Here is a 24,634-nt window from a genome sequence, read left to right as displayed (position 1 = left end):
TATGGATTTCCTGCACCCTCTTCTCAGCACTGAATATCAGTTAAATACCCCTACCTTAATGTCAGTTGTGCAGAATGCCTGTTTCAAAGTGCTGATGCGTAAAACCGGTGTTGTGTTCACTGGTGAGCCTCGGATAGGGAAGACTCGATGCTGCGAAGCCCTTGTTCACGAAATACCAAAAAAATTTCACAACGTTTACGCCTTCATGATTGCGGCGACAAATAAAGATATACACCCACAGTATTCATCAATAGTCCATCAATTGATAGAGATGGAGGAAATTAGACCCAGCACCCGCACTACATTCATTCAACGTCAAGCTATGTTGATCGAAAGGCTGAAAATAAGAGCTGCAGCTAACAACGCAAAGCAAATAGTAATGCTTATAGACGAGCTGCAAAGACTATCTGCTGGTGATTTTAACCAGCTTGCTGATTTGTATAACAAATTGCGAGCTTGCAATATCACCTTGACGGTAGTCTCCTTTGCCATGCCTTCAATTGAAAAGAGAGTGGTGGAGTTTCTTTCGAATGATGACAGACATATAATCGGACGCTTCTTAAGCGACATAAGACCGCTATATGGTGTCACTAATCAAAAACAACTATGCACTATACTATCCCTCTACGACACGGACAGTCCATTTCCCGACAATCCTCGCGATAGCTTTACCAAAGATTTACTGCCTAAGGCTTATGCTAGGAACTTTAGGCTAGCTGATTTATCAGAAGACATTTGGCGAGAAATGTCTCGCGTCGCAAGTGGTAAATACGTCAATAACTTGCCAATGCAGCATTTGACGCAAACCATTGCATATTTATTCTTGATTCTTAGTCATGAGGACTGCTCGACGCTAGTCGTGGCGGTAGACTTAATAGAGGAGGCAGTCAGGGAAAGTAATTTTCAGGAATTCTGCCGAAGCATTAATGGGGGAGGTCAATGAACGATCTTTTCTACCCTGTTCCTGAGCCGATGCCCTATGAATCAATATTATCCATTTATTTGAAGTTGTCGCATGCGAATTTCATGGGGCTACCTTCTCTTGGCCGGGTTCTAGGGAATGAATGCTTGAATATGCGCCGCATTTGGCAATGGTTTCAGCCGGACTCTATTGATACTATAAAGTTAAAGTTCCCAGAATTGGAAAAACACTTACCCTGGAACTATGCGCCCTTTGAGGGTCTAGCTGATCTGGGCAGAGGCATCGTCTTCTGCCCCTATTGCATTCGTTTCGGTTATCACTCTGTATTTAATTTGGTAGAATGGCATAAGGTGTGTGTTTTGCATAAGTGCCACTTACTAGTAGCATGTTCGCTTTGCAGTGATAATTATCTGCGAGGCTTTCAAGCTAGTAAACCGATTCCTCAGATCACAAGTCGTTGTCGAGAGTGCGGATTCTACGATATAGGTTTGGTGAGAGAGATTAAGATGCGCCGAAGTAAAGGGTTGGATAGTGCTTTGCAGCACTTTGGTGAAGCCCAGGCCTCGTGGTATACCCAAGTTAAAAAAACTCATAAGGAAGGGTCTATCCATGGCGCGTATTATTATAAATTTTCGGGTTGTCGACAGGGTTTCACAGCTCCTTTCGAACGCGCTTTTAGAATGCAGAGCCCAGAGAGAATTGCCAAAATACGCCGCGATGAACAGCCGATAGCTTGGGTGAAACTTCCAAGCTTCTCTGAGGCAGGATCTTGGGGGAAATATGAATGTCGTATCGATAATATACAAGAGGCATGCGAACGCTTGGAGTCTTCATACTTATCAGGTCATCGTTCATGCGTAGCTAGCATTAATACCGTAACTGGTTATTCGGACGGGACAGAGAAAAAAGCTAAATTGTGCCCAGTTGCCTTGGCCTACATACTGTTGCGTCTAAAGCTTGCCTACCTAAATTGGCCTGTGCCTGGAAGTATATCAGCTCTTTCCTCAGGGTTCGCATACGCTGAGGATGTAATTCCATTACTAAGCCCAGAATGGAATTATCGTGAACTACGCGTGGCATATCTATCGATCTTAGGAAGATTGCAGCTCCAAGTGTCCGAAGGTAAGGAGTTTTTAATCTTGTGCCGGTTTGGAATTTCTTTACCGTGGCGCTACCGTTCGCTAGATTTCATTCGCAAATCTTCATATGGCTTCAGAACGTTGTGCCGAACTCCAACCTGTACCTTAGAAATTTATCGCGATGGTTTTGGTGGCCCTCTACTGATAAGACCTGATAGCGATAGCAGTGAGAGCGAAACTACAACGGTGATTGAGAGACTTGTTATCTGATCGTGGCGGTGAATATAGAGTCTCGCCGATCAAGGCATTTAGCGTGAGGGGTCAATCAAACGGTTGATGCTCAAGCAGTCGTGCAGCGTGTGCGTTACAATGTCTGCTCGGTGAGGGCAATTAATTCATATTCAAGCTCGTACAGCGTAAGCTCGCCCAGCGTGGGTTTACTGGGAAAGGCGTACTAGCAAGTGTGGAAGCTTGCCCGGTTGCCACGGTGTAGGTCACCTTTAGGGAAACTCTGAAGAAGACTTCCTGATTTTGGCAAAATGCCCGGACTCCACCCGCCGAGTTCTCCGATGAAGCAAATGACCTTCGCCGACGCCGAGTACGCCGGCAAGCGCAAGCAGACCCGCAAAGAGTTGTTCCTGATCGAGATGGATCAGGTGGTGCCGTGGAAGGGTTTGATTGCCCTGATCGAGCCGCACTACCCCAAGGATGAAGGTGGTCGTCCGGCGTATCAGCTGATGGCGATGCTGCGCGTACATTTGATGCAGAACTGGTTCGGCTACAGCGATCCAGCGATGGAGGAGGCGCTGTACGAGACCACAATCTTGCGCCAGTTTGCCGGGCTGAACCTAGAGCGTATTCCCGACGAAACCACCATCCTCAATTTCCGTCGCCTGCTGGAGAAGCACGAGTTGGCGGCCGGGATTCTGGCGGTGATCAATGGTTACCTGGGCGATCGGGGCCTGTCGCTGCGCCAGGGCACCATCGTCGATGCCACGCTGATCCATGCGCCGAGTTCGACCAAGAACAAGGACGGTAAGCGTGACCCGCAAATGCACCAGACCAAGAAGGGCAATCAGTATTACTTCGGCATGAAGGCCCACATCGGCGCGGATGCCGAGTCTGGCCTGGTGCACAGCGTGGTGGGGACGGCAGCCAACGTTGCTGACGTTACCCAGGTCGACAAACTGCTGCATGGAAAGGAAAACATGGTCGGCGCCGACGCGGGTTACACCGGCGTAGAGAAACGCCCGGAACATGAAGGCCGGGAGGTGATCTGGCAGATTGCGGCCCGCCGCAGTACGTACAAGAAGCTGAGTAAGCGCAGTGCGCTGTACAAAGCCAAGCGCAAGATCGAGAAATCCAAGGCCCAGGTGCGCGCCAAAGTCGAGCACCCGTTCCGGGTGATCAAGCGCCAATTCGGCTACGTGAAGACACGCTTCCGTGGCCTGGCGAAGAACACCGCGCAGTTGGTGACACTGTTTGCGCTGTCGAACCTGTGGATGGCGCGCCGACATTTGCTGACGAATGCAGGAGAGGTGCGTCTGTAATGCGGGAAATGGCCGGCGCGAGGTGCTCGCGCCGGCTATAAATCCGGAAAGAGGGGATGATTTGATCGTTTTTTAGCCGAATCACCGTTTTGAAATCGGCAAGGGCTGGAGTCAGCCAGAAATACCTGACTACTTCAGACCATCCTTAGATTTGTCTTGCGCTCTCACTATTTTCCGTTACTACTTTCAGCTTTCAGCAGCTGGGTTGCGCTGCTATTGAGGAGCAGTCCGGTCTGAAAATAGCCCATCACTGTGGCGACGCCGCGGTGCTCGGTCATTGCCATCACCTCGCCCAGCGGTACGCCCTGACGCCCTGCCTCGGTGACGAAACCTGAGCGCAGGCTGTGCGCGGCCCAATCGCCGTCCAGACCCGCCAGCTGGGCGCGGCGCTGGACAATCCGTGCCACCTGATCGGCTGACAGGCCTTGGGTGCCTACCTTGCCGCCCCTATACATTCGACGGAACAGCGGTCCGGATTCGGCTGGCGCAACTTCCAGCCAGGCGGCCAGGGCTCGTGCAGCCGGCCCGCGTAGAGGTTTGTCGCGGCGCAGCCCGCCAGTGTCGGTTTTTGTCGTGCCCAGTGCGTAGAGCCAGGTATCAGCATCCAATCGGCGTACATCACCGACCTGCAAGCCGACCACTTCGGAGCGCCGACGGCCACCGCCACTCCAGGCTAGGAGGAGGAGCGCGCGGTCACGCTGGCCACGCACGCCATCGGTGCAGGTAGCAAGCATGGCTTCCAGAGGTTCGCGCATTACCGCAGTTTTCTTGCGCACAGACACTCCCTGCCTGACCTGTGCCTTGCCCGCGTCGCGCAGCAGCGTTTTCACCGACGCCATCTCGGTCGGGCTAGGCCAGTTGTTCAGGTCATGCCACTTGGCGAGCACCGCCAGACGATGGCGCACCGTGCTGTAACTCAGGGCGCCGAGCTTGCCTTTGACGCCTGCGTCGACCAGCGCGGCATCCAACGCCGGCGGCAGTAGGTGAGTCCAGTTTCCGTCTGTCGGACGCGCCAGATGATCAAGGATGAACTGCACTGCCACCGTGTCGGCTAGCGGCCCCGCTTCCAACGTATAGCCATAGCGCAGTTGCAACCAGCCAGCCCAATAGGCGAGGGCGCTGCGGTAACTGCGCACGGTATTGGCGGCGGTGCCGGCGGCAACGAACGCTGCCGCGGCGGAACGGGCCTCTGCATTGAGGTGATGGACGGCTAGCAGACCGCAGTCACTAGATGTTGATATTGACGTATTATTCATTACGTTCAACGTATTAAATATTCGATTTAAATTAAATTAGGTCGGATAACGTTCTTTTATCAGACCTAATATAGCGAGGAGCTGGCGATGGCGGTAGGCGTACCGGAAACCGAAGTATTCGCCGCGGCGGATGCGGTGCTGGAGCGTGGCGAGCGGCCGACGGTGGAGCGGGTGCGCCAGGAACTGGGGCGCGGCAGCCCGGCGCGGGTCGGCGCCTTGCTAGACCAGTGGTGGGAACGCCTGGCTCAGCGCCTGCGTGGCGAAACACGCTTGCCAGCGCTGCCGACGGAGATCTCGCAGGCCTTTGTCGCAGTCTGGCAACAGGCCATGCTCTTGGCGGAGGGCGTTGCCGAGCAGGCGCTGGCCGAACACCGCGCCGTGATAGAAGCCGAGCGGCTCCAAGCGGCCACAGTCGAGGATGAGGCACGACAATTGATAGCTAAGGCCAGGCAGCAGGTAGCTGCCGCGCAAGCAGCTCAGCATACTGCCGAGACCCGTCTAGCCGACTTGGAGCTGCTGCTGGTACAGCAGCAGACACAACTGGCGGACCAAAAAAGCCGCTGCACTGAGCTTGCCGAGGAGCGCAGAGTAGCGTTGCAGGAGGTGACCGTGCTGCGCCAGGAGTTGCAGGTCGCGCAGCAGCAGCTGATCCAAGAGCGTGATGCCGCAACGACTTACCTGCGCGGTACCGAAGATCGTGCCCACCGCGAGGTCGATCGAGCTCGTGAGGAAAGTAGGGTAACCGCCGCTCAACTCAAGACGGTGACAAGGCAACACGGCCAGTTGCGCCAGCGCCTAGACACAGTGTTGTCTCAACTTCTCGAGGCGCAACAGGTCGCTGCCGCTGAGAAGGCACGGGCCAGCACACTAGAGCAACAGCTGGTGAAACCTCCCCGAGCCAGGCGCGCAAAGGCTAAGCCGACCAAGTCGAAGTCCAACACGGCTGCTCAAGCCGAGACTCGCGGCTCCGGGCATTAGTACTGGCTCCTCTAGGACCCTGATTCGTCTGGTGGTTATGCTTTCACCTTGTCCCGGAGTCCATGTGCTCAACCAATTCGTCAATTCGGTCTGGAACGCGGGGAGTCTTGCTCAACACAATACAGCGGGTAGTGCCGACATACTCTTCGATGAGATAGAGGCTATCGCCGACCTCAACTCCCATTACTTGGAGGATATCGTCCGGAATCCGGATGGCGCCATCGCCGTCCCAGTCTTGAATCACTACCTGAGTTGCATTCATCTTACGATACCTCTGAGGTAGAGCAGACGCCCCTACATTGACGGGCCACCTCTGTCGTTGCGAAATTCCCTCTAAGCATTGATGTCACTCCGCCGAAGATGCATCTCGGCCGAAAAAATAACGTCGGTGACGATCAGTGCGTCCAGGTTCCTCCGGTGATGCATTGAGTAGCTGACGCCATTGGCGACTTTATAGAGGTAGCCCGGATCTCCGGAGGGCCCATCTCGAACGACGCACACTTCTTTCAGTGGTTCCATCAGCCACCTTGAGTGGCCGTTGACGTGTGCCGGTGTGACCAGCTGCACTTCTTCCGCCCAGGCCAGGTTCGACTGGTCGTCAATGATCTTTTTTAGATCATGGGCGTGATTAACCATCAGCATGCTTCGGTAGGCCTGACGGCCGTGGCGCCGAACGATTTGCAGGTAGAACCAAGGCCAGCTGATTTCCTGCTCAACATAGCTCCACAGCTGGGTGGTGGTGCCCTCTGCGGTATCCAAGTGGATCTCCGCACTCCGATAGGTCGTGAACATAGCCCTTCACCTGAAAATGAATCCTATAGATTGTAGCCCTATAGTGTTCGTAAAGGCTTCATCGATCCTTTTTCAGGATCGGCAAAATGGAGCTGAGCACAGCATTCGGACTGGTACTTAAAAGGTTGCGCAAGCAGCAGGGCCTTACCCAGGAAGACTTTTCTAGCGTCAGTAGCCGAACCTACCTGAGCAGTCTGGAGCGCGGCATCAAGGGGCCGACCATCGAGAAGGTCGATCAACTCGCCAGTGTGCTGGATGTCCACCCGGCAACCATCCTAGCCGCCGCCTATCTGATCAAAGAAAGCGGAGTAGCGCGACGTGACCTTGTTCAGCGGATTGAGACAGAGCTGAAGCGCTTTGAGAATATGAATCATTAATAATGCGACTGTAGCCGATGAGGCATTCGATAGGATTTGAAATTGAGCGCAATCCCTGAACACGATAAAACCCTTTCGAATATTACTTGTGAGGTCTGCCGGCAAAGTGCTCGGGTGGAAGGTTTTGTCCGCAGCACGGTGTTCCTAGGGCGCTAGCCCTGGCGGTCATTAAGCTCCAACGCTCTTCGCATCCATCGAGGCATTTTGCAGGTCATCAGGGTGATTTGGTCTGCAGGTTTGAGTGCGTTTTGGATGGCTGTAATGCATCCTGCAGTTGCCCCCTCTTTGCCTAGATAAAACAGGGCACTGATTGCTGTCCCAACTTCGGTTCCGGCATGCTGCATAACGAATGGCGGGGCATGTATCAGGCGGACCTCACCTTTCCCGAACTGGTATGATCGACTTGGCCCACTGGTGTAGTAAATCGGGACCAATGGCATCTGGGTGCTGAGACCAAACATTCGTACAGCATTGGCGCCGTGAATTTGGAGGGTTTGACGGTTCTGCCTAGCAATCAACTTCACAATTTCCCAAGCACTAGGCCGGTACCGCGTCACATACAGACTAGGTTTGGGGCGCATGTAGATGCCTCGATGTAGCCTCTCTAGTTCGCCTCTGTTGATCAGCAGCGCTATTGCCTTGTAAACGGCATTGCGTGTTCCAATTTGCGCAAAGCGCCTGATTGAGAACGGATGTCCTTTCGGTAGACGCTTGACCCGCTGAGCAATTCGGATAGATGTCGATTGAGATTTATTACTCGGCATTGCGGTTTCCACGTGTAGCGTGTGACCTCTATTGCAACTGCAACCTCCAGCGGTTGAGGCCGAATAGCGATTCGTCCATTTTTCAGCCTATCGCAATATTTGCGAAGCAAGCCAGGGTAAAAGGTGAAAGAGGGTGGATGGCGACAATCTCGACCACCAGCTCACCATTTGCGATAGCTGTGCTCGAGGTGGCCGTTGACGACAAAGGGGCAGTGCGCGTGCTGAGCGTGGACATGGCCATTGGCTGCGGCCCGCAGATCAATCCGGGCGGATCCGCGCTCAGCTTGAAGGTGGCACCATCATGGGTCTAAGCTTGGCACTGGGCAGCGAGATTACGTCCCCCAAGGCACGGCTCAGAGCAATTTCCATGACTCTTGAAGTATTCGGCCAGAACGCGTCGCCGCGGGTGATCCGTACCTTGGTAGTTGTACCGTCTGTAATGGACCCTAAGCGGTTACTGTTGCCCCGGGTGATGACTAGCGTGGCAAGGCTCGCCACTATCAAGCGCTTCATGGGGCTACTCGGGTAAAACGAAACGACATTGTACGGATTAGGCTGGAGGCGCCCAGCGCCTAAAGGCTTTGGTAGTAAAACGGCCTATGTAACCCCCGCTGTGCCTATAAAGAAGGGTTGTCGATTTGCTCGATCAAGTGCGCACCTTCGTTCCTCACATTCCCGACCGCCCGGTCCACTGCGTGCCATTCGAATGCTTGCACCGGCAGCGCCAAATTACTCACGATTTCCTCGGCGCGCTCAGGCGATATGCCGGGCTCTATCCATTCCCGCGCTAGATCCGGAGGCAGCACGACTGGCCGCCGGTCGTGGATGTCGAGCATCCCTTGGTCGCTGTCCGCCGTGATGATCACGAACCCGTCGCCTTCCTGCTCTTCCATCCTGTCCTCTCGCCTGAACTGCCCCAGCGCCGCGAACCACATCGGCTCGCCTGATCTCAATCGTATGTAGTAAGGCTGCTTCTTTTTCGGATCGGCCGGGTCCGTCACCCACTCGTACCAGCCGTCAGCGCCGACCAACATGCGGCCGGTGCGCCAGACATCCCGAAAGAACTTGCTGGTGGAGGCCGTCTCCACGCGAGCGTTAATTGCCGGCGGGCGTTTGCCCTTGGCCCACCAGGGCTGGTAACCCCACGGGAGCTTGGCCATGCGCAGGCCGGAAGCGGTCTCGAAGAACACTAATACTCTGGAGCGGGGCGGTACGTTGTAGCGGCCGATGGGCTCTGGGTCGATGCCGCTATCGATGGGCTTGTCGTAGCGCAGCGCCTCGAGGTACTCGATCGCTGTTCGGCACTGGCTGAATCGTCCGCACATGAACCCTCCGGTCATCGCAGTTAAATTGACCCGCGTGGCGCGTCTTTGGTATCTGTATATATATACAGTAATCGCAGAGCAGTACAACAATGCGGGTCACTATTCTGGGGCGCCTCAGCCCCGCAAAAATATTCTCTCAGTACGTGGACAGCCGGGTGCCGGCGGGTTTCCCATCACCTGCCGCTGACTACGAGGAGCTCACCCTATCGATCGACGACTTGGTCGATTTGCGGGCACCCAACGTCTATCTCGTGCGAGTGAGCGGGCCAAGTATGATTGGCGCTGGGATCTATGACGGGGATGTGCTGGTGGTCAACCGCGCCCTCGAGGCGCGGTCAGGCAACATAGTTGTCGCGTACGTGGACGGAGGGATGACGGTCAAGCGCCTGCAGATCTCCGCTGCGGGCGTGTGGCTGCAGCCTGAGAACACCGATTACAAGGCGTTGGCCGTCACCGAATCGCTGCACGTGTGGGGCGTGGCCACACACAACCTGCACAGCCTATGTTCGCGCTGATTGACTGCAACAGTTTCTACGCCAGCTGTGAACGCGTCTACCGACCTTGGCTCGACGCCGTGCCAGTCGTGGTGCTGAGCAACAACGACGGCTGCGTTATTGCTCGCACCCGCGAGGCTAAGCGCTTAGGCATCCCTATGGGCGCACCGTACTTCCAGTGGCGAGACCAGATGCGGGAGTGGGGCGTAGTCTGCTTCTCAAGTAACTACGAGCTCTATTAAGTTAGGTGGAATGCTTTTGAGCTAGGCTGAATCCGTTGACGCTCAGGGGGCGCCCATGACCACCACCCCATTGCACAAGCAAGTGTTAAGTCGTTATTCCAGTGTACAAGCTTGGCTGGAGCTCTTGGGTAATCTGGGGCGTGCGCCGGCCACCCTTGACGCCTATGGCCGTGCCCTTGCGCATTACTTATTGCATTGCGAAGGGAGTGGGCTGAAACCCGAATCCGCGACATTCGAACAAGTCACGCTCTACATCCGTGAGCTGCTACCTGGCGCAAAGAGCGCGGTGGCGAATTCAACCTTGCACCAGCGGCTTACTGCTATCCGGTTGTGGTACGACCACCTCGTTTTTCAGGGTCTTTGCGAGCACAACCCCGTGCCCCGCGGACAGCATGGTCGGCTGGCCCAAGTGCCTGGACATGGAGGGTTTGTCAGGGGCTTGCTCCCACGGCTGATTAAGTTGCCAGACATTCCCACCGATGAGCAGTGGCGACACTTTCTCAGTATTGCGGCCAGGTCGTCTATCCGTGATCGACTAATGCTGTCGTTGGCGTATTTCGGGGCTCTTCGCCGTGCCGAGTTGGTGGCCTTGCGTATTGAGGATTTAGACGTTGCACACCGACTGATCTCGGTGCGAGCGGAAACGACCAAAGGCAAACGCAGCCGCGTCGTGTGCTACAGCCCAGACATTGCACCTGTCTTGATAGAGCATCTACATGCTCTTCGCGGCGCTGGCTGGATGCGAGGTTCGTTGTTTCGATCAGCATCAGATCGTAATCGAGGCTCGCCACTGTCCCGTTGGGCGTGGAGTAAAACGGTTGAAGGGTGGGCCAAGGAAGCGAAACTATCGCACCTGAGCACTCATACCTTTCGCCACCTTCGGCTTACCCATCTGGCCCGTGCGGGCTGGAAGCTCCATGAACTGACCACGTATGCTGGACATCGAGACCCCAAAACCACTTTGATTTACCTGCACCTATCTGGCGCGGATTTAACCGCAAAGATGGCGCACTCCGTCGGCAGTCTCGATGCTCGGATGTTCTGTGAACTCTTTGGGTCTGAGGCATTGCTATGAGCACCCCCTCAGTCACCCCTTATGTTCCGTTCGACGCGAGCAAGTACGTACGTCAGAGCGATCTATCGAAAATCGAGCTGAGCATACTTTCGAATCGCTCTCACCGTTCAGACTGGGGCTACCTCCAATCAGAGATACCTGAGCTCATGAGGCCGCTAGCTGATATAGCGGCGCACAGCGGCGTTTCTCAGCGATTAGCCATTTCATCAGTGGCAGTCATTCTCTGGAATGTCAGCAAAACCGGTAAACCCTACTGGTGTTGGTCTGAGTCGCAGTGGTTGACCTTGCTCAGTAATCGAGCAGGATCACGACCATATCTCGCTTCCGTTGCTTACCATCTCGGCGATTTTCGAACCCCGCAGCGTATCGCCAAATTCCGGCAGCCGGCGATATATGCTTCTTTTATCTTCGGCCATGCCGTGTTCAGACATGAGCACGTTCGCTTGAGCCAAGCGTTGAGATCGCTGGGCTACGCTGCTCGCCATCTTGAGCAGTTCCTTTCCAACGTGCTGGGTGCCTTGATGCTGGAAAACGGCGATCCGCGGTTGGAGACATTCACCGAGGAACTGCTACTGAAGGGCCAACAGCATCGAAGCGAAGGTGTCGCGAGATCGGTCGGAAAGGTATCTCACGGCCTCGCTGCCATGGGGATTTTGGCGAAACCTTTACGCATGCGAGGCTATACCTGTTGGCGGGCGAAAAGCATCGAAGGCATCGATCCGACTTGGGCAATGTGGTGCCGTCGATGGCGAGACACTTCCACCTTGCGTCCACGCACACGTGAAAGCAATTACAGTTTTATCTTGAGGACCGGTGTCTGGCTAGCGCGCGAGCAATCAGGAATGGCGGCGCCTACCGATTGGAGCATGTCCACTTGCGCTGCATTTATTGCTGCCGTCGACCGGATGACGGTCGGTGAGTGGGCTTTGGAGTCAGCGAAGGGAACACAGCTAAAGGGGCTTGGTCAGCCTATCGCTGCCAACTCGAAGCGCGGCTTTCTACATGCCTTGCGACGATTTTTTACAGACTTTGAACTCTGGGGATGGGGTCGTTTGAAGTTCAGCCCCCGGCATCACCTCGCCACCCCGCGATCCGTGACATTCAACTCGGGTATCAACCCGCGGGTAATTGATGACTCGACCTGGCTCAAGCTGATTTGGGCGAGTCTAAATCTTGAGCGTAGTGATCTGCTTTCGGAGATTCACTATCCGCTGTCGATGGTTCAAGCCATTGCTGTAGTGTGGACGCACGCTGGTTTGCGCAGCAATGAAATCATGCGCTTGGATAAAAGATGCGCGCATCCTCAGACCAATGATGTGGTACACGAGGATGGGACCATCGTTCCAGCAAAAACTTTATGCTATCTCGATATTCCTGCCAGCAAGACGTTCAAAGCTTTCGTCAAACCTGTAGCGGTGGTCGTGAAGGAGCGCATTGACGCCTGGCTGGAGGACAGGCCTGCTAACCAGGCCGCTTTGCTGGATGAGCGAACCGGGGAAAAAGTTAGCTACCTATTTCAGTTTCGAGGCAAGCGCATAGGCTCCAGTGTCATTAATGGCACCATCATTCCAATGCTATGCGCCAAGGCGGGTGTGCCACTGGAGGACAGTCGCGGGCGAATCACCAGCCACCGGGGACGTGCCTCCGCAGTGACGGCGCTCGCCAGCGTCCCTCAGGGCATGTCGCTGATCGAGCTAATGCAGTGGTCGGGACATAGCTCGCCGAATTCGACTTTGCATTACATTCGAATTCGGCCTACCAAGCTGGCAGCATCCTTCGTTAAAGCCGATCAAATGGCCCATATGGTCTCCGTTTTGATCGATCATGACGTAATTGTTCGCCATTCAGATGCCCCCTACACCTTCTATGACTTGGGCGACTCGTATTGTTCAAATCCCTTCTGGAGCAGCTGCCCACATCGCATGGCCTGTGCGGGGTGTGACTTCAACTTGCCGAAAGCCAGCGCAAGGGCCCAAGCATTGGAAAGCAAATCGTCTATCGGACGGTACTTGGAGGCCGTGCCTTTAACTCCCGACGAGCGAGCCATTGCCGAGGGCGACTTGGAAAAGCTGGAGAGCCTCATTCGAAAGCTGGACAATGTGCCGGCTCTAGACGGCAGGATGCCGAGGAGATCGATGAGAGAAAGAGGAGGCTATAAGTAGAAAAGTTCTTAAGCGACTAGTGGCTCGCTAGACATACCTGTCGCGTTACTCCTAAGTTATGCGACACACTAGATTTTTCGGGGTTTTGCTGGGCTGCGGGTGTCGCAGGAGTGTGCCGCACGTAGATCGAAGTTAAACCTGATGCTAGGCCGGCTCATGCACTAGCCGGATGTCGATTTCTCTGTCGACATACTGCCACTCCACCGAGGCTCGGAGTTCGGCCAGAAGCCTGTTAAAGGCCGTCTCATCAGACGGGGAATATTCGAACCAAGTCAAGAAGTCGAAGGGTTCGTTCTCGCCCAGGTCCCGACAATGGTGGAGGCGGCGGGCCACAGCAGGGAGATATTGGAGCCCGATGTGAATGTGACGGGACTGTTCCTCAAAAATCTTCCGGCGTTCGTCTTGAGACAGTCCCCACCATGAGGGGTTTTTCCGGATAGGGATCAGGGCGGCGCAGGTAGCCTCTGCTCGACCCAAGCTTGGCTGCTTCGCCACGAGACGATCCTTCTCTTCACGCACGACATAGCGCTCGTTACTCGTTATCCCGCGAAGGAGCCATTTGGTGCCCGGAGGCTGCGGCGAAACAGAGCCAGCGGCTACGTTGAGCCGTGGGATTCCAGGGAGAGGGGCTCCTGCCACGGCATTCATCGCAACAACGCGCCAAACCCCCGTTTCTCCACCAGCGAACGTAAATACTCGTGTATTCATCAGGTTCCTCTCAGGCCTTTCGCCTATTTCTCAGATAACGCAAAACGCTGCACTGCCCGGCGCAACCACGGAGACAAATATGAAAGGTCCTGGACCAGAGTTCACGGCACCATGTACTTGCCCAGGTTTTGCAATGGCAATATCTCCAGCTTTAAGATGAATTTCTACGCCGTTGCCTTGATAATACTTGGCCTCACCTGAGATAACCGTCCAAGTATCTTGGCCGTGAGGATGGACATGGGCAGCTATTTCCTGCCTAGGGTAGGCGTGCCAAACTACAACGACAGAATCGTTGGTCTCCAGAACAACTGAACGGATCGGTTCGCCGTTAGACGGACGGACATATTCGTCCACCGAAAAAATCCGCGATTCCGTTTCTGCTTTCATGTTCACACTCCATTCCTGCACCGCAAGGTGACGTGCATCTGGCACTAACACCAAGACGAAGCCTTGATCTTGATGGGGGCGGAGAAGCTCGACACGCCGAACGGCATCATGAAGAGCACTTTCATGCGGCACCAACCATTTCTTTTAACGACACGAGGCTCGTATGCACATGACGATATGTACTTGAGCGCCTTTCGGAAAAGCTATGTTATAGGACGGAGACCGTCAATACTCCGTCGTGGGTAGGCATGACAGAACGGTAGGATAACGGCGACGTTTTGGTCATATGTACATGGGAGGGCGGTTCACCGCTCGGCAGGGGTGTTGTCGATGGACAGGTGTCCGCCTTCGATGTAACAGATCAGCTTTGACCGGTTACTAACAGGATGACCGGATGATCCGGTGAGCGACGGCGATCTCCTCAGAAGCTACAGCCATACCGGTTGGGTATGAGAAGCTCCAAGGGCGAGCATGGCCCGGTTCTTATTGACTTTCTATTACACATAAACGGTCAGATGAGCGCGCGCGTGATGACCACGCTTGAGGAGATGTTCCCGCGGCTGGAGGTGTACAGCATCGACGAGGCATTCGCGGATCTGACTGGTCTGCAGAGTGACTTGGTCGAGCTGGGGCGCGAGGCAAGGGCTCGGGTACTGCTGTGGACTGGCATACCAGTGGGCGTTGGCATCGGACCCACTAAGACGCTAGCCAAGCTGGCTAACTGGGCGGCCAAGACCTGGCGCAAATCGGAAGGGGTAATTGACCTGCGCGATCCATCCAGGCGCGATCGCCTGCTGCAGATGACTGATGTGAGCGAAGTGTGGGGCGTCGGCCGCCGGCTAACCGCCCGGCTGCAGCCGCTGGGCATCAAGACGGCCTGGGACCTGGCGCAGTATGACCCGGTGTCACTTCGCCGGCAGTTCAGTGTAGTGCTGGAAAAAACAGCCCGCGAACTTCGCGGGATCTCGTGGCTGCAGCTTGAGGAGGCCGTGCCGCCGCGGCAGATAATCTGCAGTAGCAAGATGTTTGGTGCTCGGGTGCGCGAGTTACCGCCGATCCGCGAGGCGGTTGCCGCCTACGTGTCCAAGGCGGCAGAAAAGATGCGCGCGCAGGGTAGCCTTGCCGGTGCCCTGCAGGTGGCCATCCGCACCGGCATGCATAACCCCGACCAGCCGCGCTACGCCAACGCAATCAACTGCCCACTGCCGTACCCCACCGACGATACTCGTGTGCTCGCCGCAGCGGCAATTCGCGGCTTGGATGCCATCTACCGCCCCGGCTACGCCTACAGCAAAGCTGAGGTGTTGCTGATGGACCTGCGCCAGCGCGGGGAATTTACAGGCGACCTATTCGCGGCCTCACCTAGCCCTGGCGCTGATCGGCTGATGGCCGTGATCGACCGTATCAACGCCCGCGAGGGCAGGGGGACAGTACGACTCGGCCGCATCCCCGCCGCCCCTGAGTGGGCAATGCGGCGCGAAATGATGTCGCAGCGGTACACGACGAGGTGGGATGAGTTAATGGTAGTGAGATGAGTGCTGCTTGGAATTGCTGAGCGACAGCGATCGGCCGATTCTGTTGAAAAAGTCCCTCTACGATTTCTGCGTGCGAAAGTAGGCCGCTGACGTTGAAATCTGAAGCAGCTCCGCACCGAGTCTGCTTCAGAATTCGCGTAGCAACGCCAAAACCGTGCGTTTTTTGAACGATTGAAAGCGGCTCCAGCAAAGACCGCCTTTTTCAACAGAATCGGCCAAGAGCGGACGGTGATTCAGCTAGCCGCTGCGAGTAGAGCCTAGCCACCGGTTTGGCGGTGAAGCTATGCTCACGGAAGATCGAATAGAGGGTGTTGGAAAGTGTCTGCTGAGTACATTCTTGAACAATTCATTATTGGCCCGCGCTTGCAGCTGAGCATCTCCGAGGAGCGCTACAAGGAGCTTGCATATGCACGAAACGTGTTGTCCGAGGCTCTGGCTTTCGAGCAACGCTACGAATTATTGATTGGTAATTTTTTGGCCATGGAACTGGCTTTCACCGAAATTTGCCTGCGTACCAAAGTGGAGCCTCAACATCGGTATGTGGATTCAGCAGAAATCCTAGAGGAAGCAAATCGCCATGTCGTGAATATGCTTACGGCTATGCGAGCCTATGCCGACCAGGTAGTGCAGGACTTCAAATGCTTGGGGCTGGTTCCTAGCTTCAGCGAGGTGGCTAAGTCGGAGCTAAATGAGGCATTTGCCCGAAGCTCGGACTATCGATTTATGTGCAGTTTAAGGAACCACGTTCAGCATAAGGCTACTGCTGTTCACGGTTTTATAGCGAACGATGATGGGACGAGAGATGCCAACGGCTGGGTCGAGACAGTCAGTTTCTATGCAAACAAAGTGACTCTTAGGGCAGATAAGGACTTCAAGCTCCGAGTTCTAGATGAGCAACCGGAGAAGATCGATATTCGGCGGCGTGCGCGACGAAGTGTGCAAGCGGTAGGCGAGGTGCATATGGCTCTACGCAACTTGTCCAAAGACCAGGTAGCGCGAGCTAGGTCAGCAATTGAGCTGGCAATCCGCGAATACAAGGAAGCTGGTGCAACGTCAGCCATCGGTCTTGGCGCTCGACGCGTCGGGGATACCAGCGCAGATGTCGCCCTATTGCTGGACTGGGATGACGTTCGACTTCGGCTTGTCGATAAGAACAGCAGCCTTCCACGGCTTTGGCCCCGCCGTAGTCATCGTGAACCGAAGATTGAGGAGATTATTGCTCTGCGTGAGGCAATGGAGCATACCCAAGCCCAAGCAGCAGCGCTGGTGTTCGTTACCGAAGATCGCTGGCGAGACTACGAAGATGGTCTGCCGATGCCGGAGGGCCTATTTCATCTTTACAAGCTTCAGGTAGGACGCCATCCGACACACACTCTCCAGCGATCGAATGCTGTCGCCGACTGAAGGAATAGCCACCACCCGGTTGTAATCCGTGTCAGTGGCTTACGTGTGCCTTTTCAAGAGCTTATGTATGGGGCAGAAGTGCTCGCCGGTCGAGGGGATAACCCGACCGATAGCAGCTGTTGGTGAGAGGAGCTATTGGCCGGCAGCAGCCCGTTGTGACCGGCAACATCTGAGCCATAAATGCCTGTGGCGGGGTAGTGGCTACCTCCAACTGCTTTCGCGGAAGAGCCATAACCGGCCAATTGATCTCCGCCACGTCGTGGACTGTTACTCATCGGCTGGTGCTAAGCTCTTCGAGCTGTGTGTGCAGCCAGTTCACAGCCGTAACGGATGGGGCGGAATGGAAACTAGTAAAAACTTAGGAGTATGGCTGTGGTTTTGACCGATGCATCTCTAGAATTTGCCCGCAATCATATAACAGCTTTTTACGATACTGATTTTTATCCGAAGCCTTTTGAGTTTTATGCATTATGGAATTCTTGGGCCGAGGTTAAAAGCTATCTTCTCGCTGCATCATTAGCTGGAGCGCACACTAGCAATCCGAGAGTTCTTCCCTGGGCTAAGGCACGTGGAGGCTACCGAATTGTTCATCAGCTTGAACCCTTAGGGACACTCTGAAGAAGACTTCCTGATTTGGCAAAATACCCCGATCCTACCCGCCGAGTAGCCCGATGAAGCAGATGACTTTCTCCGACGCCGAGTACGCCGGCAAGCGCAAGCAGACCCGCAAAGAGTTGTTCTTGATCGAAATGGATCGGGTAGTGCCATGGAAGGGTTTGGTTGCCTTGATCGAGCCCCACTACCCCAAGGGTGAAGGCGGACGTCCGGCCTATCCGCTGATGGCGATGCTGCGGGTTCATTTGATGCAGAACTGGTTTGGCTACAGCGATCCGGCGATGGAAGAGGCACTGTACGAGACCACCATCCTGCGGCAGTTCGCGGGGCTGAGCCTGGAGCGTATCCCCGACGAAACCACCATCCTCAACTTCCGTCGCCTGCTGGAGAAACACGAACTGGCTGCTGGCATCCTGGCAGTTATCAATGGCTACCTGGGTGACCGTGGCCTGTCGCTGCGCCAAGGCACCATTGTCGATGCCACATTGATCAATGCACCGAGCTCGACCAAGAACAAGGACGGCAAACGCGACCCAGAGATGCATCAGACCAAGAAGGGCAACCAGTATTACTTCGGGGCCAAGGCACACATAGGTGTCGACGATGAATCGGGTTTGGTGCACAGCGTGGTGGTCACGGCAGCCAATGTCGCGGATGTCACCCAGGTCGATAAGCTGCTGCACGGCGAGGAGAACATGGTCGGCGCAGACGCCGGTTACACCGGCGTCGAGAAGCGTCCCGAACATGAAGGCCGCGAAGTCATCTGGCAGATCGCGGCCCGCCGCAGCACTTACAAGAAGCTGGATAAGCGCAGCGCGCTGTACAAAGCCAAGCGCAAGATCGAGAAGGCCAAAGCCCAGGTGCGCGCCAAGGTCGAGCACCCGTTCCGGGTGATCAAGCGTCAGTTTGGCTACACCAAGGTGCGCTTCCGAGGCCTGGCGAAGAATACGTCGCAGATGGTTACGCTGTTTGCGCTATCGAATCTGTGGATGGCTCGCCGACATTTACTGACCTCTGCAGGAGAGGTGCGCCTGTAATGCGAGGCATAGCCGCTGCGAGGTGCTCGCAGCGGCTCAAGCATCGAATTGAGCCGGCGACTTGATCGTTTTTTGATCATTATCCCGCTTTAAAATCAGCAGTGCCTGAAGTCAGTCAGAAAAACTCGACTACTTCAGACCATCCTTAGACTCACTAATATATACAGCCCTGATTTATCTGGTGGCCGAAAAAATAGAAAATTCGCGGATGCTACCATCCATTGCATGCTCCTACCGAATTGAAGTTGATGAAAATAGTTATTTCTCGAAAGGGTCTGGCTTTCCTGCGTATAGAGAAAGCTGTGAGAGGCTGGGAGGGGTTTATGAATATGTGCTTTCTACAGATATTAGTGATTTCTATAATCAAATATATCTCCATCGAGTAGGCAACGTAATTGACTCGGTCGGAGCGCCTGCTGGCGCTGGCAGGGAGATCGAGAGTTTCTTATCTCGACTAAATAACAAAGCATCTCAAGGCATACCGGTAGGGCCTGCAGCCTCAATAATTTTGGCCGAAGCTATTCTTCTTGATGTTGACCAATTCATATCCAATCACCACGTCGAACATGTTCGTTATGTAGACGATATACGTATATTTTCGGATTCGGAGGAGCAGCTTTCAGAGATTCTTGAAAATCTTGTGGTTTATCTCCACGACCAACACAGGCTGGGTCTGGTTTCAGAGAAAACCTCCATTAGATCGTCCGCTCAGTTTTTACAAGAAGAGCTTCAAAACCAGTATCAAATGGATAAGCTTGATATCCTGAATGAAATTGAGGCTGGAAACCAATATGGCACATATGAATCAGAACAGGATAATGAGTACGAAGACCACCAGGAATATGACGAATATGGGCAGTATTGCGAGGGAAACGACGACGAAGACGATGATAGCGAAGATCTAGGAGCATCATTGTTGGATGCCCTTTTAAGGGTTCGGAATTTTGGCTATGTAGATCTCGCTGTCTTGAGAGCCATCATTAGAAGGGCTAAGCATGGACAAGTATCTGAGATAGCGAAACCTATACTAGAGGACATAGAGTTTTACAAGCCCGTGATCAATGACGTTTGCCTGTACTTGGCTTCCTTGCCAGCAGCAGAAATTAAAAAGATTTTTCCGCTACTATCAACCCTGTGCCAAACCAACAGAATAAGCAATCGAAGCATGAGGGTTTGGATGGAGTGGCTTTTCACCCGTGACGCACAGTTTCTAGCCGATCAAAACATTCGACGTTATGTCTATCAAGGTACACCTACCAGCGCGGCCGCAGCTGCCTTACTGGAAGGAAACATTGCATGGGCAAAAGAGGCGAAGCAGAAAGTTTTGACTTCAGCATCGTGGGATAGGAGAGCCTACATCCATGCGCTCAATATATTGTCAAAGGATGAAGCTGAAAAATATCTAAAATTTATTAAGCAAAATCCATCCTTAACTCATACGGATAAATGGGTGTGTACTTGGGTCTTGGCCGGATGTCCAACTTAGTCGGCTTGTTGGATATTAGAGGCGCTGCTCATCCATGATCCTGGCCGCTCCGATAGGCAGCTCTTGGCCGGATAGCGACGGTTCAGCGGTACCGCGATGGCTACGTGCCGAAAGTCTACCTTGCTGGCCCGTTCTTCACGCTCGAAGAACCCTGGGTAGTCGGGCAGGCTCGCCGGGACCTGAAAGCCATGGGCCTCGATGTCTTCTCTCCCTACCACGATGTCGGCCTGGGCACCGCAGAAGACGTTGTGAAAAAAGACTTCGAAGGATTGCGCAACTGCGATGTGCATTTTGCAATCGGCGATGGCCTCGACTCGGGCACGATTTCGAGATTGGTTACGCCCGAGCTTTGAACAAGCCCGTCGTTTTCTATGCCGAGAATGAGTCCGAGCAGGGTCAGAAAATGATTGAGGGCTCCGACTGCACCATTACTGATGACTACGTCAGTGCGGTTTATCGGCATTTTGCTTCGGCTAATATCGCTCAGGTTGTTCGCTGCCTAAGTTTGCTCGCATGGATGGCTCCAAGAGACGCGGGGCTGATAGCTTCCCATCGCGCTCTGTACGCATCGCTAGGAATGCTGCTTCTGAAATTCCATCGCGTATATGGATGTTTCCTTCACGCTGCTGGGCAACGGTGCACTCGGCAATGAGGGCGCGGTGGTGAGGTGGGTAGTCGTGGCACATCATCATCCGTACATGCGCGGGCAAACTCAGCAGACGCTGGATGGAACGATACAGTATCTTGGCGCTGCCCCCTGGGAAGTCGCAACGCGCTGTGCCGACGTCCGGTGGAAAAAGCGTGTCGCCAACGAACACAACCTCATCATTCACCAGGTAGGCAATGTCAGCGGGCGTGTGGCCCGGCACGGCGAGCGCCTGTGTCCGCAGCGGACCGATGTAGAACACCTCGTCGGTGGCGAACAGGTGGTCGTACGGCCTCTGCTGGAACGGGCCGTACCGATCGGCGAGCGTGCAGCGTACCTCCATGACGCGGCCGCTGATGCCGATACGCCCGCCAAGTTCGGCGCGCAGGTAGCTGGCGGCCGACAGGTGATCGGCATGCACATGGGTTTCCAGCAACCATTGAAGCTGCAGCCCACTGGTCTGGATATAGGCTTTCACCTGATCAGCCATTTGCGTATCGGTCAGGCGAGTGACGGGGTCGTAACCCAACACTGCATCGACCACGGCGCATTGCGCCTGGCCTGACGCATGAACTACATGGGTGAAGGTCGAAGTGACCGGATCGAAGAACGAGCGAATAACCAGACTCATGAGGGTTCCTAAGCGAGCAGGTGGATGAGGCTGCGCGCGCCCAGCGCCAGGGCCACGCCAGCGGCAAGCGCGGCGAAACCGAGCTGGAGGGTGCGCGCCCTGAACTGCGCCGCCACCAGACGCCCGGCTGCCATGCCGAGCGCGCACGCGCCGATGAATAGCCAGCCTGCCGGGGGCACGATGATCCCGGCATGCAACGCCTGTCCGACGCTGACCAGCGAAACCAGCGCGATGACCGCAAGCGAGGTGGCTACCACCCCTTGCATGCCGAGTTCGCAGTAGCGCCGCATGAACGGAACGATGACGAATCCTCCGCCGACCCCGAGTAGCCCAGTGAGCAATCCGGCCGAGGCGCCGATCGCGGCAAAATGCATGAAGCAACGGGGCGTCCAGCGGAAGCGCCCCTTGTCCAGGGCCAGCCGGCACGGCTTGAACAGGGCAGCGTCAGCGATGCCGGATGCGATCGGCTTCATGCCCTGCGACCACTGCCGCACGGCGATATTGATTAGTACGAGGCAGAACAGCAGCATCACCGCGTCGGTCGGCAGCCTTTGGGCGAGGCGGGTACCGAGCGATGCGGTGAGCACACCGATCGCCGCCATGAACAGGGCCGCCCGGTAGCGCACCAAGCCGTGGCGCAAACCATCGAGACTTCCCAGCAGCGCGGCACTGCCGATCGCGAGCAGGCCAAGCGGTACGGCCTGATGCACGTCCAGCCCCAGCACCATCGTCAGGGCCGGAACCGCCAGTACACCGCCGCCAGCCCCGGTCAGCCCCATGCTCAGGCCAACCAGCATGCCGGCGAAGCCGCCAAGCAATAGTGGATCCATACGGGTTCTCCGCTGGGCCAGGATGAACGCCGGATCGGCGCTGCAGCCGATGGCCGCGGCGCGCTGAACCTGCATACGGAAGCTCGAGGGGGTCGGAAGGCCGCGCGGTTAGTAGCTCTTGTAGGGCAAGAACTTGCCCGACAGCACCACGTTCACGCGATCGCCTTTCGGGTCCGGCTGGCGCTGGATATCCATGGAGAAATCGATGGCGCTCATGATGCCGTCGCCGAATTCCTCGTGGATCAGCTCCTTGATGGTGCTGCCATAGACATTGACGATCTCGTACCAGCGGTAGATCAGCGGGTCGGTCGGCACGGCGGTAGGCAGCGAGCCCTTGTACGGCACGATCTGCAGCCAGGCCACGGCCTCGTCGGTGAGGCCGAACAGCTTGCCAAGCGTTTCGGCCTGGGGCTTGTCGAAGGCCATCTGCCCAAGCAGGCCGGCCGTGGTCCACTCCTTGCTCTTGCCTATGGCCTCGGCGGCTTGGCTCCATTTGATGCCCTGCGTCACCTTGGCGGAGATGATCATTTGGGTAACTTGTGCGCGGTCGGTAATCATCGATCGGTTCCTTCTGTAGGTGAATTCAAACAGCGTGAATGCGGCGCAGCGGTTGCTGCGTTCGCGGGTCTGGTGGAGGTGGGTCGGTATCGTCGAGGCCTGGGCGGACGATCAGCGGCTGGTCACCGCCCAAGCCCTCGCCACCTTGCTGAATGGTCTTGGAGCGACGCACCAGGAAGTCCACGAGGTGGTTGCGGATTCGGTAGAACTGCGGGTCGTGATGAATGGTTTCGCGGGTTCGCTCGCGAGGTAGCGTGTTGATCACGATTTCGGCGATCCGGGCCTTGGGCCCATTGCTCATGAGCATTACCTTGTCGGCAAGGAGGATGGCCTCGTCGACATCGTGGGTGATCATGAACACGGTCTGCCGGGTCGCCGCGCAGATCTTCACGAGTTCGTCCTGGATCACCCCGCGGGTCAGCGCATCGAGTGCGCCGAATGGCTCGTCCATCAGCAGCATCTTCGGCTCGACGGCAAAGGCTCGGGCGATGCCGACGCGCTGTTTCATCCCGCCGGACAGCTCCGCCGGCTTCTTTTGCGCAGCGCCGGTCAGGCCGACCATCTCGATGAAGCGTGCACCATGCTCGGCAATCTGCTGGCGCGACCAGGACGGGTGCCGGGACTTCACGGCGAAGGCGATGTTCTGCTCGACCGTCAGCCAGGGCATCAGCGCATGCCCCTGAAACACCACACCGCGGTCGAGGCTGGGCCCGGCGATCTCCTTGCCGGCCATGACGACGCCGCCGCTGCTCGGCTCTTCCAGGCCGGCAAGTACGTTGAGAATGGTGCTCTTGCCGCAACCGGAGTGGCCGATCACGCAGACGAACTCGCCTTGTTCCAGGCTGAAGTTGATGTTCTCGAATACGGGAGGCTGGCTTGGCTGGTAACGCTTGCTCAGGCCTTCGACCTTGAGGAAGGTTTTAGTCGACATAGGTCACCTTCTTTTGCAGTTGTGCGAAAAGGAGATCGAGCAGCATGCCGATGACACCGATCATCAGTACCGCGAAGATCACATTGGCCAGGGAGAGGTTGTTCCATTCGTTCCAGACGAAGTAGCCGATGCCGGTGCCGCCAATGAGCATCTCGGCCGCGACGATGACCAGCCAGGCGATACCCATGGAGATGCGCATGCCGGTGATGATGGTCGGAGCCGCGGCCGGCAGGATCACGCAGAAGGCTTTGCGCAGCGGCGATACCTCCAGCGTGCGGGCGACGTTCAGCCAGTCCTTGCGCACCCCGGCTACGCCGAACGCGGTGTTGATCAGCATCGGCCAGATCGAGCAGATGAAGATCACGAACACCGCCGAAACCGATGAATCGCGGATGGTGTAGAGCGCGATCGGCATCCAGGCCAGCGGCGAGATGGGCTTGAGCACCTGAATGAAGGGGTTGAGTGCCTGATACAGGAGCGGCGACATGCCGATCACGAAGCCGAGCGGAATCGCCACGGCCAGTGCGATCAGATAGCCGAGCGCGACGCGGCCCAGCGAATGCGCAAGCTGGATACCGATGCCCTTGTCGTTCGGGCCACGGTCATAGAAGGGTTCGCTCAGCTGCTGGCCAGCCAGTTCGAAGAACTGCGCCGGCGTGGGGAAGCCGTCCTTCTTCGGCGCTTCGGCCGCTTGCCCCATGAGCGCGGCGTATTCGGCGTCAGCCGCGCTTGCCTCGGTCTGCTGGGCGGGCGTATGGGTGGCCGCGTGCCAGACCAGCAACAGCACGGCCAACAACAATACTGAGACCAGCGCCGCCTTCAGGCGAAGATGATTGTTCATGGTCGGGTC

At 55.9% G+C, this 24,634-nt stretch carries 26 protein-coding genes and 1 pseudogene; 15 read left to right on the top strand and 12 right to left on the bottom strand.

Going from position 1 to position 24,634, the window contains the following annotated elements; all coding sequences use genetic code 11:
• The first annotated feature begins 1 nt into the window (after position 1).
• The 3 genes from P5703_RS09810 to P5703_RS09800 all read left to right on the top strand — a co-directional run bounded on the left by P5703_RS09810 (position 2) and on the right by P5703_RS09800 (position 3,551).
• Positions 2-943 carry an ATP-binding protein gene (locus P5703_RS09810; protein ID WP_023100478.1) on the top strand — a complete coding sequence of 314 codons (942 nt, stop codon included), beginning with the start codon at positions 2-4 and terminating at the stop codon, positions 941-943.
• Complete coding sequence (locus P5703_RS09805; RefSeq protein WP_171894472.1) at positions 940-2,271, top strand: hypothetical protein; 1,332 nt, start codon at positions 940-942, stop codon at positions 2,269-2,271. Before P5703_RS09810 ends, P5703_RS09805 begins: the two co-directional genes overlap by 4 nt.
• A 299-nt stretch (positions 2,272-2,570) precedes the next feature.
• The gene (locus P5703_RS09800; RefSeq protein WP_058182598.1) at positions 2,571-3,551 is read left to right on the top strand and encodes an IS5-like element ISPst5 family transposase; all 981 of its coding nucleotides are present in this window, start codon (positions 2,571-2,573) and stop codon (positions 3,549-3,551) included.
• Between the two features lie 167 nt (positions 3,552-3,718).
• Here the strand turns inward: P5703_RS09800 and P5703_RS09795 are convergent, their stop codons facing one another.
• Complete coding sequence (locus tag P5703_RS09795) at positions 3,719-4,816, bottom strand: site-specific integrase (RefSeq protein ID WP_370691832.1); 1,098 nt, start codon at positions 4,814-4,816, stop codon at positions 3,719-3,721.
• A gap of 78 nt (positions 4,817-4,894) precedes the next feature.
• On the opposite strand from P5703_RS09795, the gene P5703_RS09790 reads away from it, so the two are divergent.
• Positions 4,895-5,785, top strand: coding sequence for a DNA-binding protein (locus P5703_RS09790; RefSeq protein WP_023100474.1), 891 nt, complete (start codon positions 4,895-4,897; stop codon positions 5,783-5,785).
• 43 nt (positions 5,786-5,828) lie between these two features.
• Here the strand turns inward: P5703_RS09790 and P5703_RS09785 are convergent, their stop codons facing one another.
• Both P5703_RS09785 and P5703_RS09780 read right to left on the bottom strand, forming a co-directional pair.
• Positions 5,829-6,047, bottom strand: coding sequence for an AbrB/MazE/SpoVT family DNA-binding domain-containing protein (locus tag P5703_RS09785; protein WP_023100473.1), 219 nt, complete (start codon positions 6,045-6,047; stop codon positions 5,829-5,831).
• Positions 6,048-6,118: 71 nt separating this feature from the next.
• Positions 6,119-6,577 carry a hypothetical protein gene (locus tag P5703_RS09780; protein WP_023100472.1) on the bottom strand — a complete coding sequence of 153 codons (459 nt, stop codon included), beginning with the start codon at positions 6,575-6,577 and terminating at the stop codon, positions 6,119-6,121.
• A gap of 86 nt (positions 6,578-6,663) precedes the next feature.
• Between P5703_RS09780 and P5703_RS09775 the strand changes: the two genes are divergently transcribed.
• Positions 6,664-6,954, top strand: coding sequence for a helix-turn-helix domain-containing protein (locus P5703_RS09775; RefSeq protein WP_023100471.1), 291 nt, complete (start codon positions 6,664-6,666; stop codon positions 6,952-6,954).
• 152 nt (positions 6,955-7,106) lie between these two features.
• On the opposite strand, the gene P5703_RS09770 is transcribed toward P5703_RS09775, so the two are convergent.
• The gene (locus P5703_RS09770; protein WP_023100470.1) at positions 7,107-7,718 is read right to left on the bottom strand and encodes a DUF6088 family protein; all 612 of its coding nucleotides are present in this window, start codon (positions 7,716-7,718) and stop codon (positions 7,107-7,109) included.
• 617 nt (positions 7,719-8,335) lie between these two features.
• Complete coding sequence (locus tag P5703_RS09765) at positions 8,336-9,043, bottom strand: SOS response-associated peptidase family protein (RefSeq protein ID WP_023100468.1); 708 nt, start codon at positions 9,041-9,043, stop codon at positions 8,336-8,338.
• 89 nt (positions 9,044-9,132) lie between these two features.
• Here P5703_RS09765 and P5703_RS09760 point away from each other — a divergent pair, with 89 nt between their 5' ends.
• From P5703_RS09760 to P5703_RS09745, 4 genes and pseudogenes are all read left to right on the top strand, one after another.
• Positions 9,133-9,558 carry a LexA family protein gene (locus tag P5703_RS09760; protein WP_023100467.1) on the top strand — a complete coding sequence of 142 codons (426 nt, stop codon included), beginning with the start codon at positions 9,133-9,135 and terminating at the stop codon, positions 9,556-9,558.
• Positions 9,546-9,776, top strand: a pseudogene (locus P5703_RS09755) (Y-family DNA polymerase); the annotation flags it as partial. The gene P5703_RS09760 and the pseudogene P5703_RS09755, both read left to right, overlap by 13 nt.
• Before the next feature lie 58 nt (positions 9,777-9,834).
• On the top strand, positions 9,835-10,854 hold the full coding sequence (locus tag P5703_RS09750; RefSeq protein ID WP_011914410.1) for a tyrosine-type recombinase/integrase: 1,020 nt from the start codon (positions 9,835-9,837) through the stop codon (positions 10,852-10,854).
• Entirely contained in the window at positions 10,851-13,016 is a 2,166-nt protein-coding gene (locus tag P5703_RS09745) for a site-specific integrase (protein WP_011914409.1), read from the top strand. The genes P5703_RS09750 and P5703_RS09745 overlap by 4 nt, the downstream gene beginning before the upstream one ends.
• 144 nt (positions 13,017-13,160) lie before the next feature.
• Here the strand turns inward: P5703_RS09745 and P5703_RS09740 are convergent, their stop codons facing one another.
• Together P5703_RS09740 and P5703_RS09735 are read right to left on the bottom strand one after the other, a co-directional pair.
• The gene (locus P5703_RS09740) at positions 13,161-13,664 is read right to left on the bottom strand and encodes a chlorite dismutase family protein (RefSeq protein ID WP_011914408.1); all 504 of its coding nucleotides are present in this window, start codon (positions 13,662-13,664) and stop codon (positions 13,161-13,163) included.
• Between the two features lie 90 nt (positions 13,665-13,754).
• Positions 13,755-14,111: a cupin domain-containing protein gene (locus P5703_RS09735; protein ID WP_285586392.1), complete on the bottom strand. Its 357-nt coding sequence runs from the start codon at positions 14,109-14,111 to the stop codon at positions 13,755-13,757.
• A 449-nt stretch (positions 14,112-14,560) separates the two neighbouring features.
• Between P5703_RS09735 and P5703_RS09730 the strand changes: the two genes are divergently transcribed.
• The 6 genes from P5703_RS09730 (at position 14,561) to P5703_RS09705 (ending at position 20,541) form a co-directional block, all read left to right on the top strand.
• Complete coding sequence (locus P5703_RS09730) at positions 14,561-15,646, top strand: DUF4113 domain-containing protein (protein WP_225043465.1); 1,086 nt, start codon at positions 14,561-14,563, stop codon at positions 15,644-15,646.
• A gap of 318 nt (positions 15,647-15,964) precedes the next feature.
• A complete protein-coding gene (locus P5703_RS09725) occupies positions 15,965-17,050 on the top strand; it encodes a hypothetical protein (protein WP_023100462.1) in 1,086 nt (361 codons plus the stop codon).
• A gap of 372 nt (positions 17,051-17,422) precedes the next feature.
• Entirely contained in the window at positions 17,423-17,668 is a 246-nt protein-coding gene (locus P5703_RS09720) for a hypothetical protein (protein ID WP_171894471.1), read from the top strand.
• 53 nt (positions 17,669-17,721) lie between these two features.
• Positions 17,722-18,702 carry an IS5-like element ISPa52 family transposase gene (locus P5703_RS09715; protein WP_021209969.1) on the top strand — a complete coding sequence of 327 codons (981 nt, stop codon included), beginning with the start codon at positions 17,722-17,724 and terminating at the stop codon, positions 18,700-18,702.
• A 181-nt stretch (positions 18,703-18,883) separates the two neighbouring features.
• Complete coding sequence (locus P5703_RS09710) at positions 18,884-20,188, top strand: RNA-directed DNA polymerase (RefSeq protein WP_171894433.1); 1,305 nt, start codon at positions 18,884-18,886, stop codon at positions 20,186-20,188.
• Between the two features lie 104 nt (positions 20,189-20,292).
• Positions 20,293-20,541, top strand: coding sequence for a nucleoside 2-deoxyribosyltransferase (locus P5703_RS09705; RefSeq protein WP_224965662.1), 249 nt, complete (start codon positions 20,293-20,295; stop codon positions 20,539-20,541).
• Positions 20,542-20,661: 120 nt separating this feature from the next.
• On the opposite strand, the gene P5703_RS09700 is transcribed toward P5703_RS09705, so the two are convergent.
• From P5703_RS09700 to ntrB, 5 genes are read right to left on the bottom strand one after another with little or no spacing between them, the layout of a single operon-like run.
• The gene (locus P5703_RS09700) at positions 20,662-21,465 is read right to left on the bottom strand and encodes an MBL fold metallo-hydrolase (RefSeq protein ID WP_023100459.1); all 804 of its coding nucleotides are present in this window, start codon (positions 21,463-21,465) and stop codon (positions 20,662-20,664) included.
• A gap of 8 nt (positions 21,466-21,473) precedes the next feature.
• Complete coding sequence (locus tag P5703_RS09695; RefSeq protein WP_023100458.1) at positions 21,474-22,370, bottom strand: sulfite exporter TauE/SafE family protein; 897 nt, start codon at positions 22,368-22,370, stop codon at positions 21,474-21,476.
• 33 nt (positions 22,371-22,403) lie between these two features.
• On the bottom strand, positions 22,404-22,853 hold the full coding sequence (gene cynS / locus P5703_RS09690) for a cyanase (RefSeq protein ID WP_023100457.1): 450 nt from the start codon (positions 22,851-22,853) through the stop codon (positions 22,404-22,406).
• Positions 22,854-22,878: 25 nt separating this feature from the next.
• Positions 22,879-23,784: an ABC transporter ATP-binding protein gene (locus P5703_RS09685; RefSeq protein ID WP_023100456.1), complete on the bottom strand. Its 906-nt coding sequence runs from the start codon at positions 23,782-23,784 to the stop codon at positions 22,879-22,881.
• Positions 23,774-24,625 carry a nitrate ABC transporter permease gene (gene ntrB / locus P5703_RS09680; protein WP_023100455.1) on the bottom strand — a complete coding sequence of 284 codons (852 nt, stop codon included), beginning with the start codon at positions 24,623-24,625 and terminating at the stop codon, positions 23,774-23,776. The genes P5703_RS09685 and ntrB overlap by 11 nt, the downstream gene beginning before the upstream one ends.
• Positions 24,626-24,634: the final 9 nt, after the last annotated feature.

Source organism: Stutzerimonas sp. FeSN7, from assembly GCF_030263795.1.
Classification (GTDB): Bacteria; Pseudomonadota; Gammaproteobacteria; order Pseudomonadales; family Pseudomonadaceae; genus Stutzerimonas; species Stutzerimonas stutzeri.
Note: the sequence above shows the minus strand (reverse complement) of the source record. Positions and strands in the feature narration are given on the sequence as shown.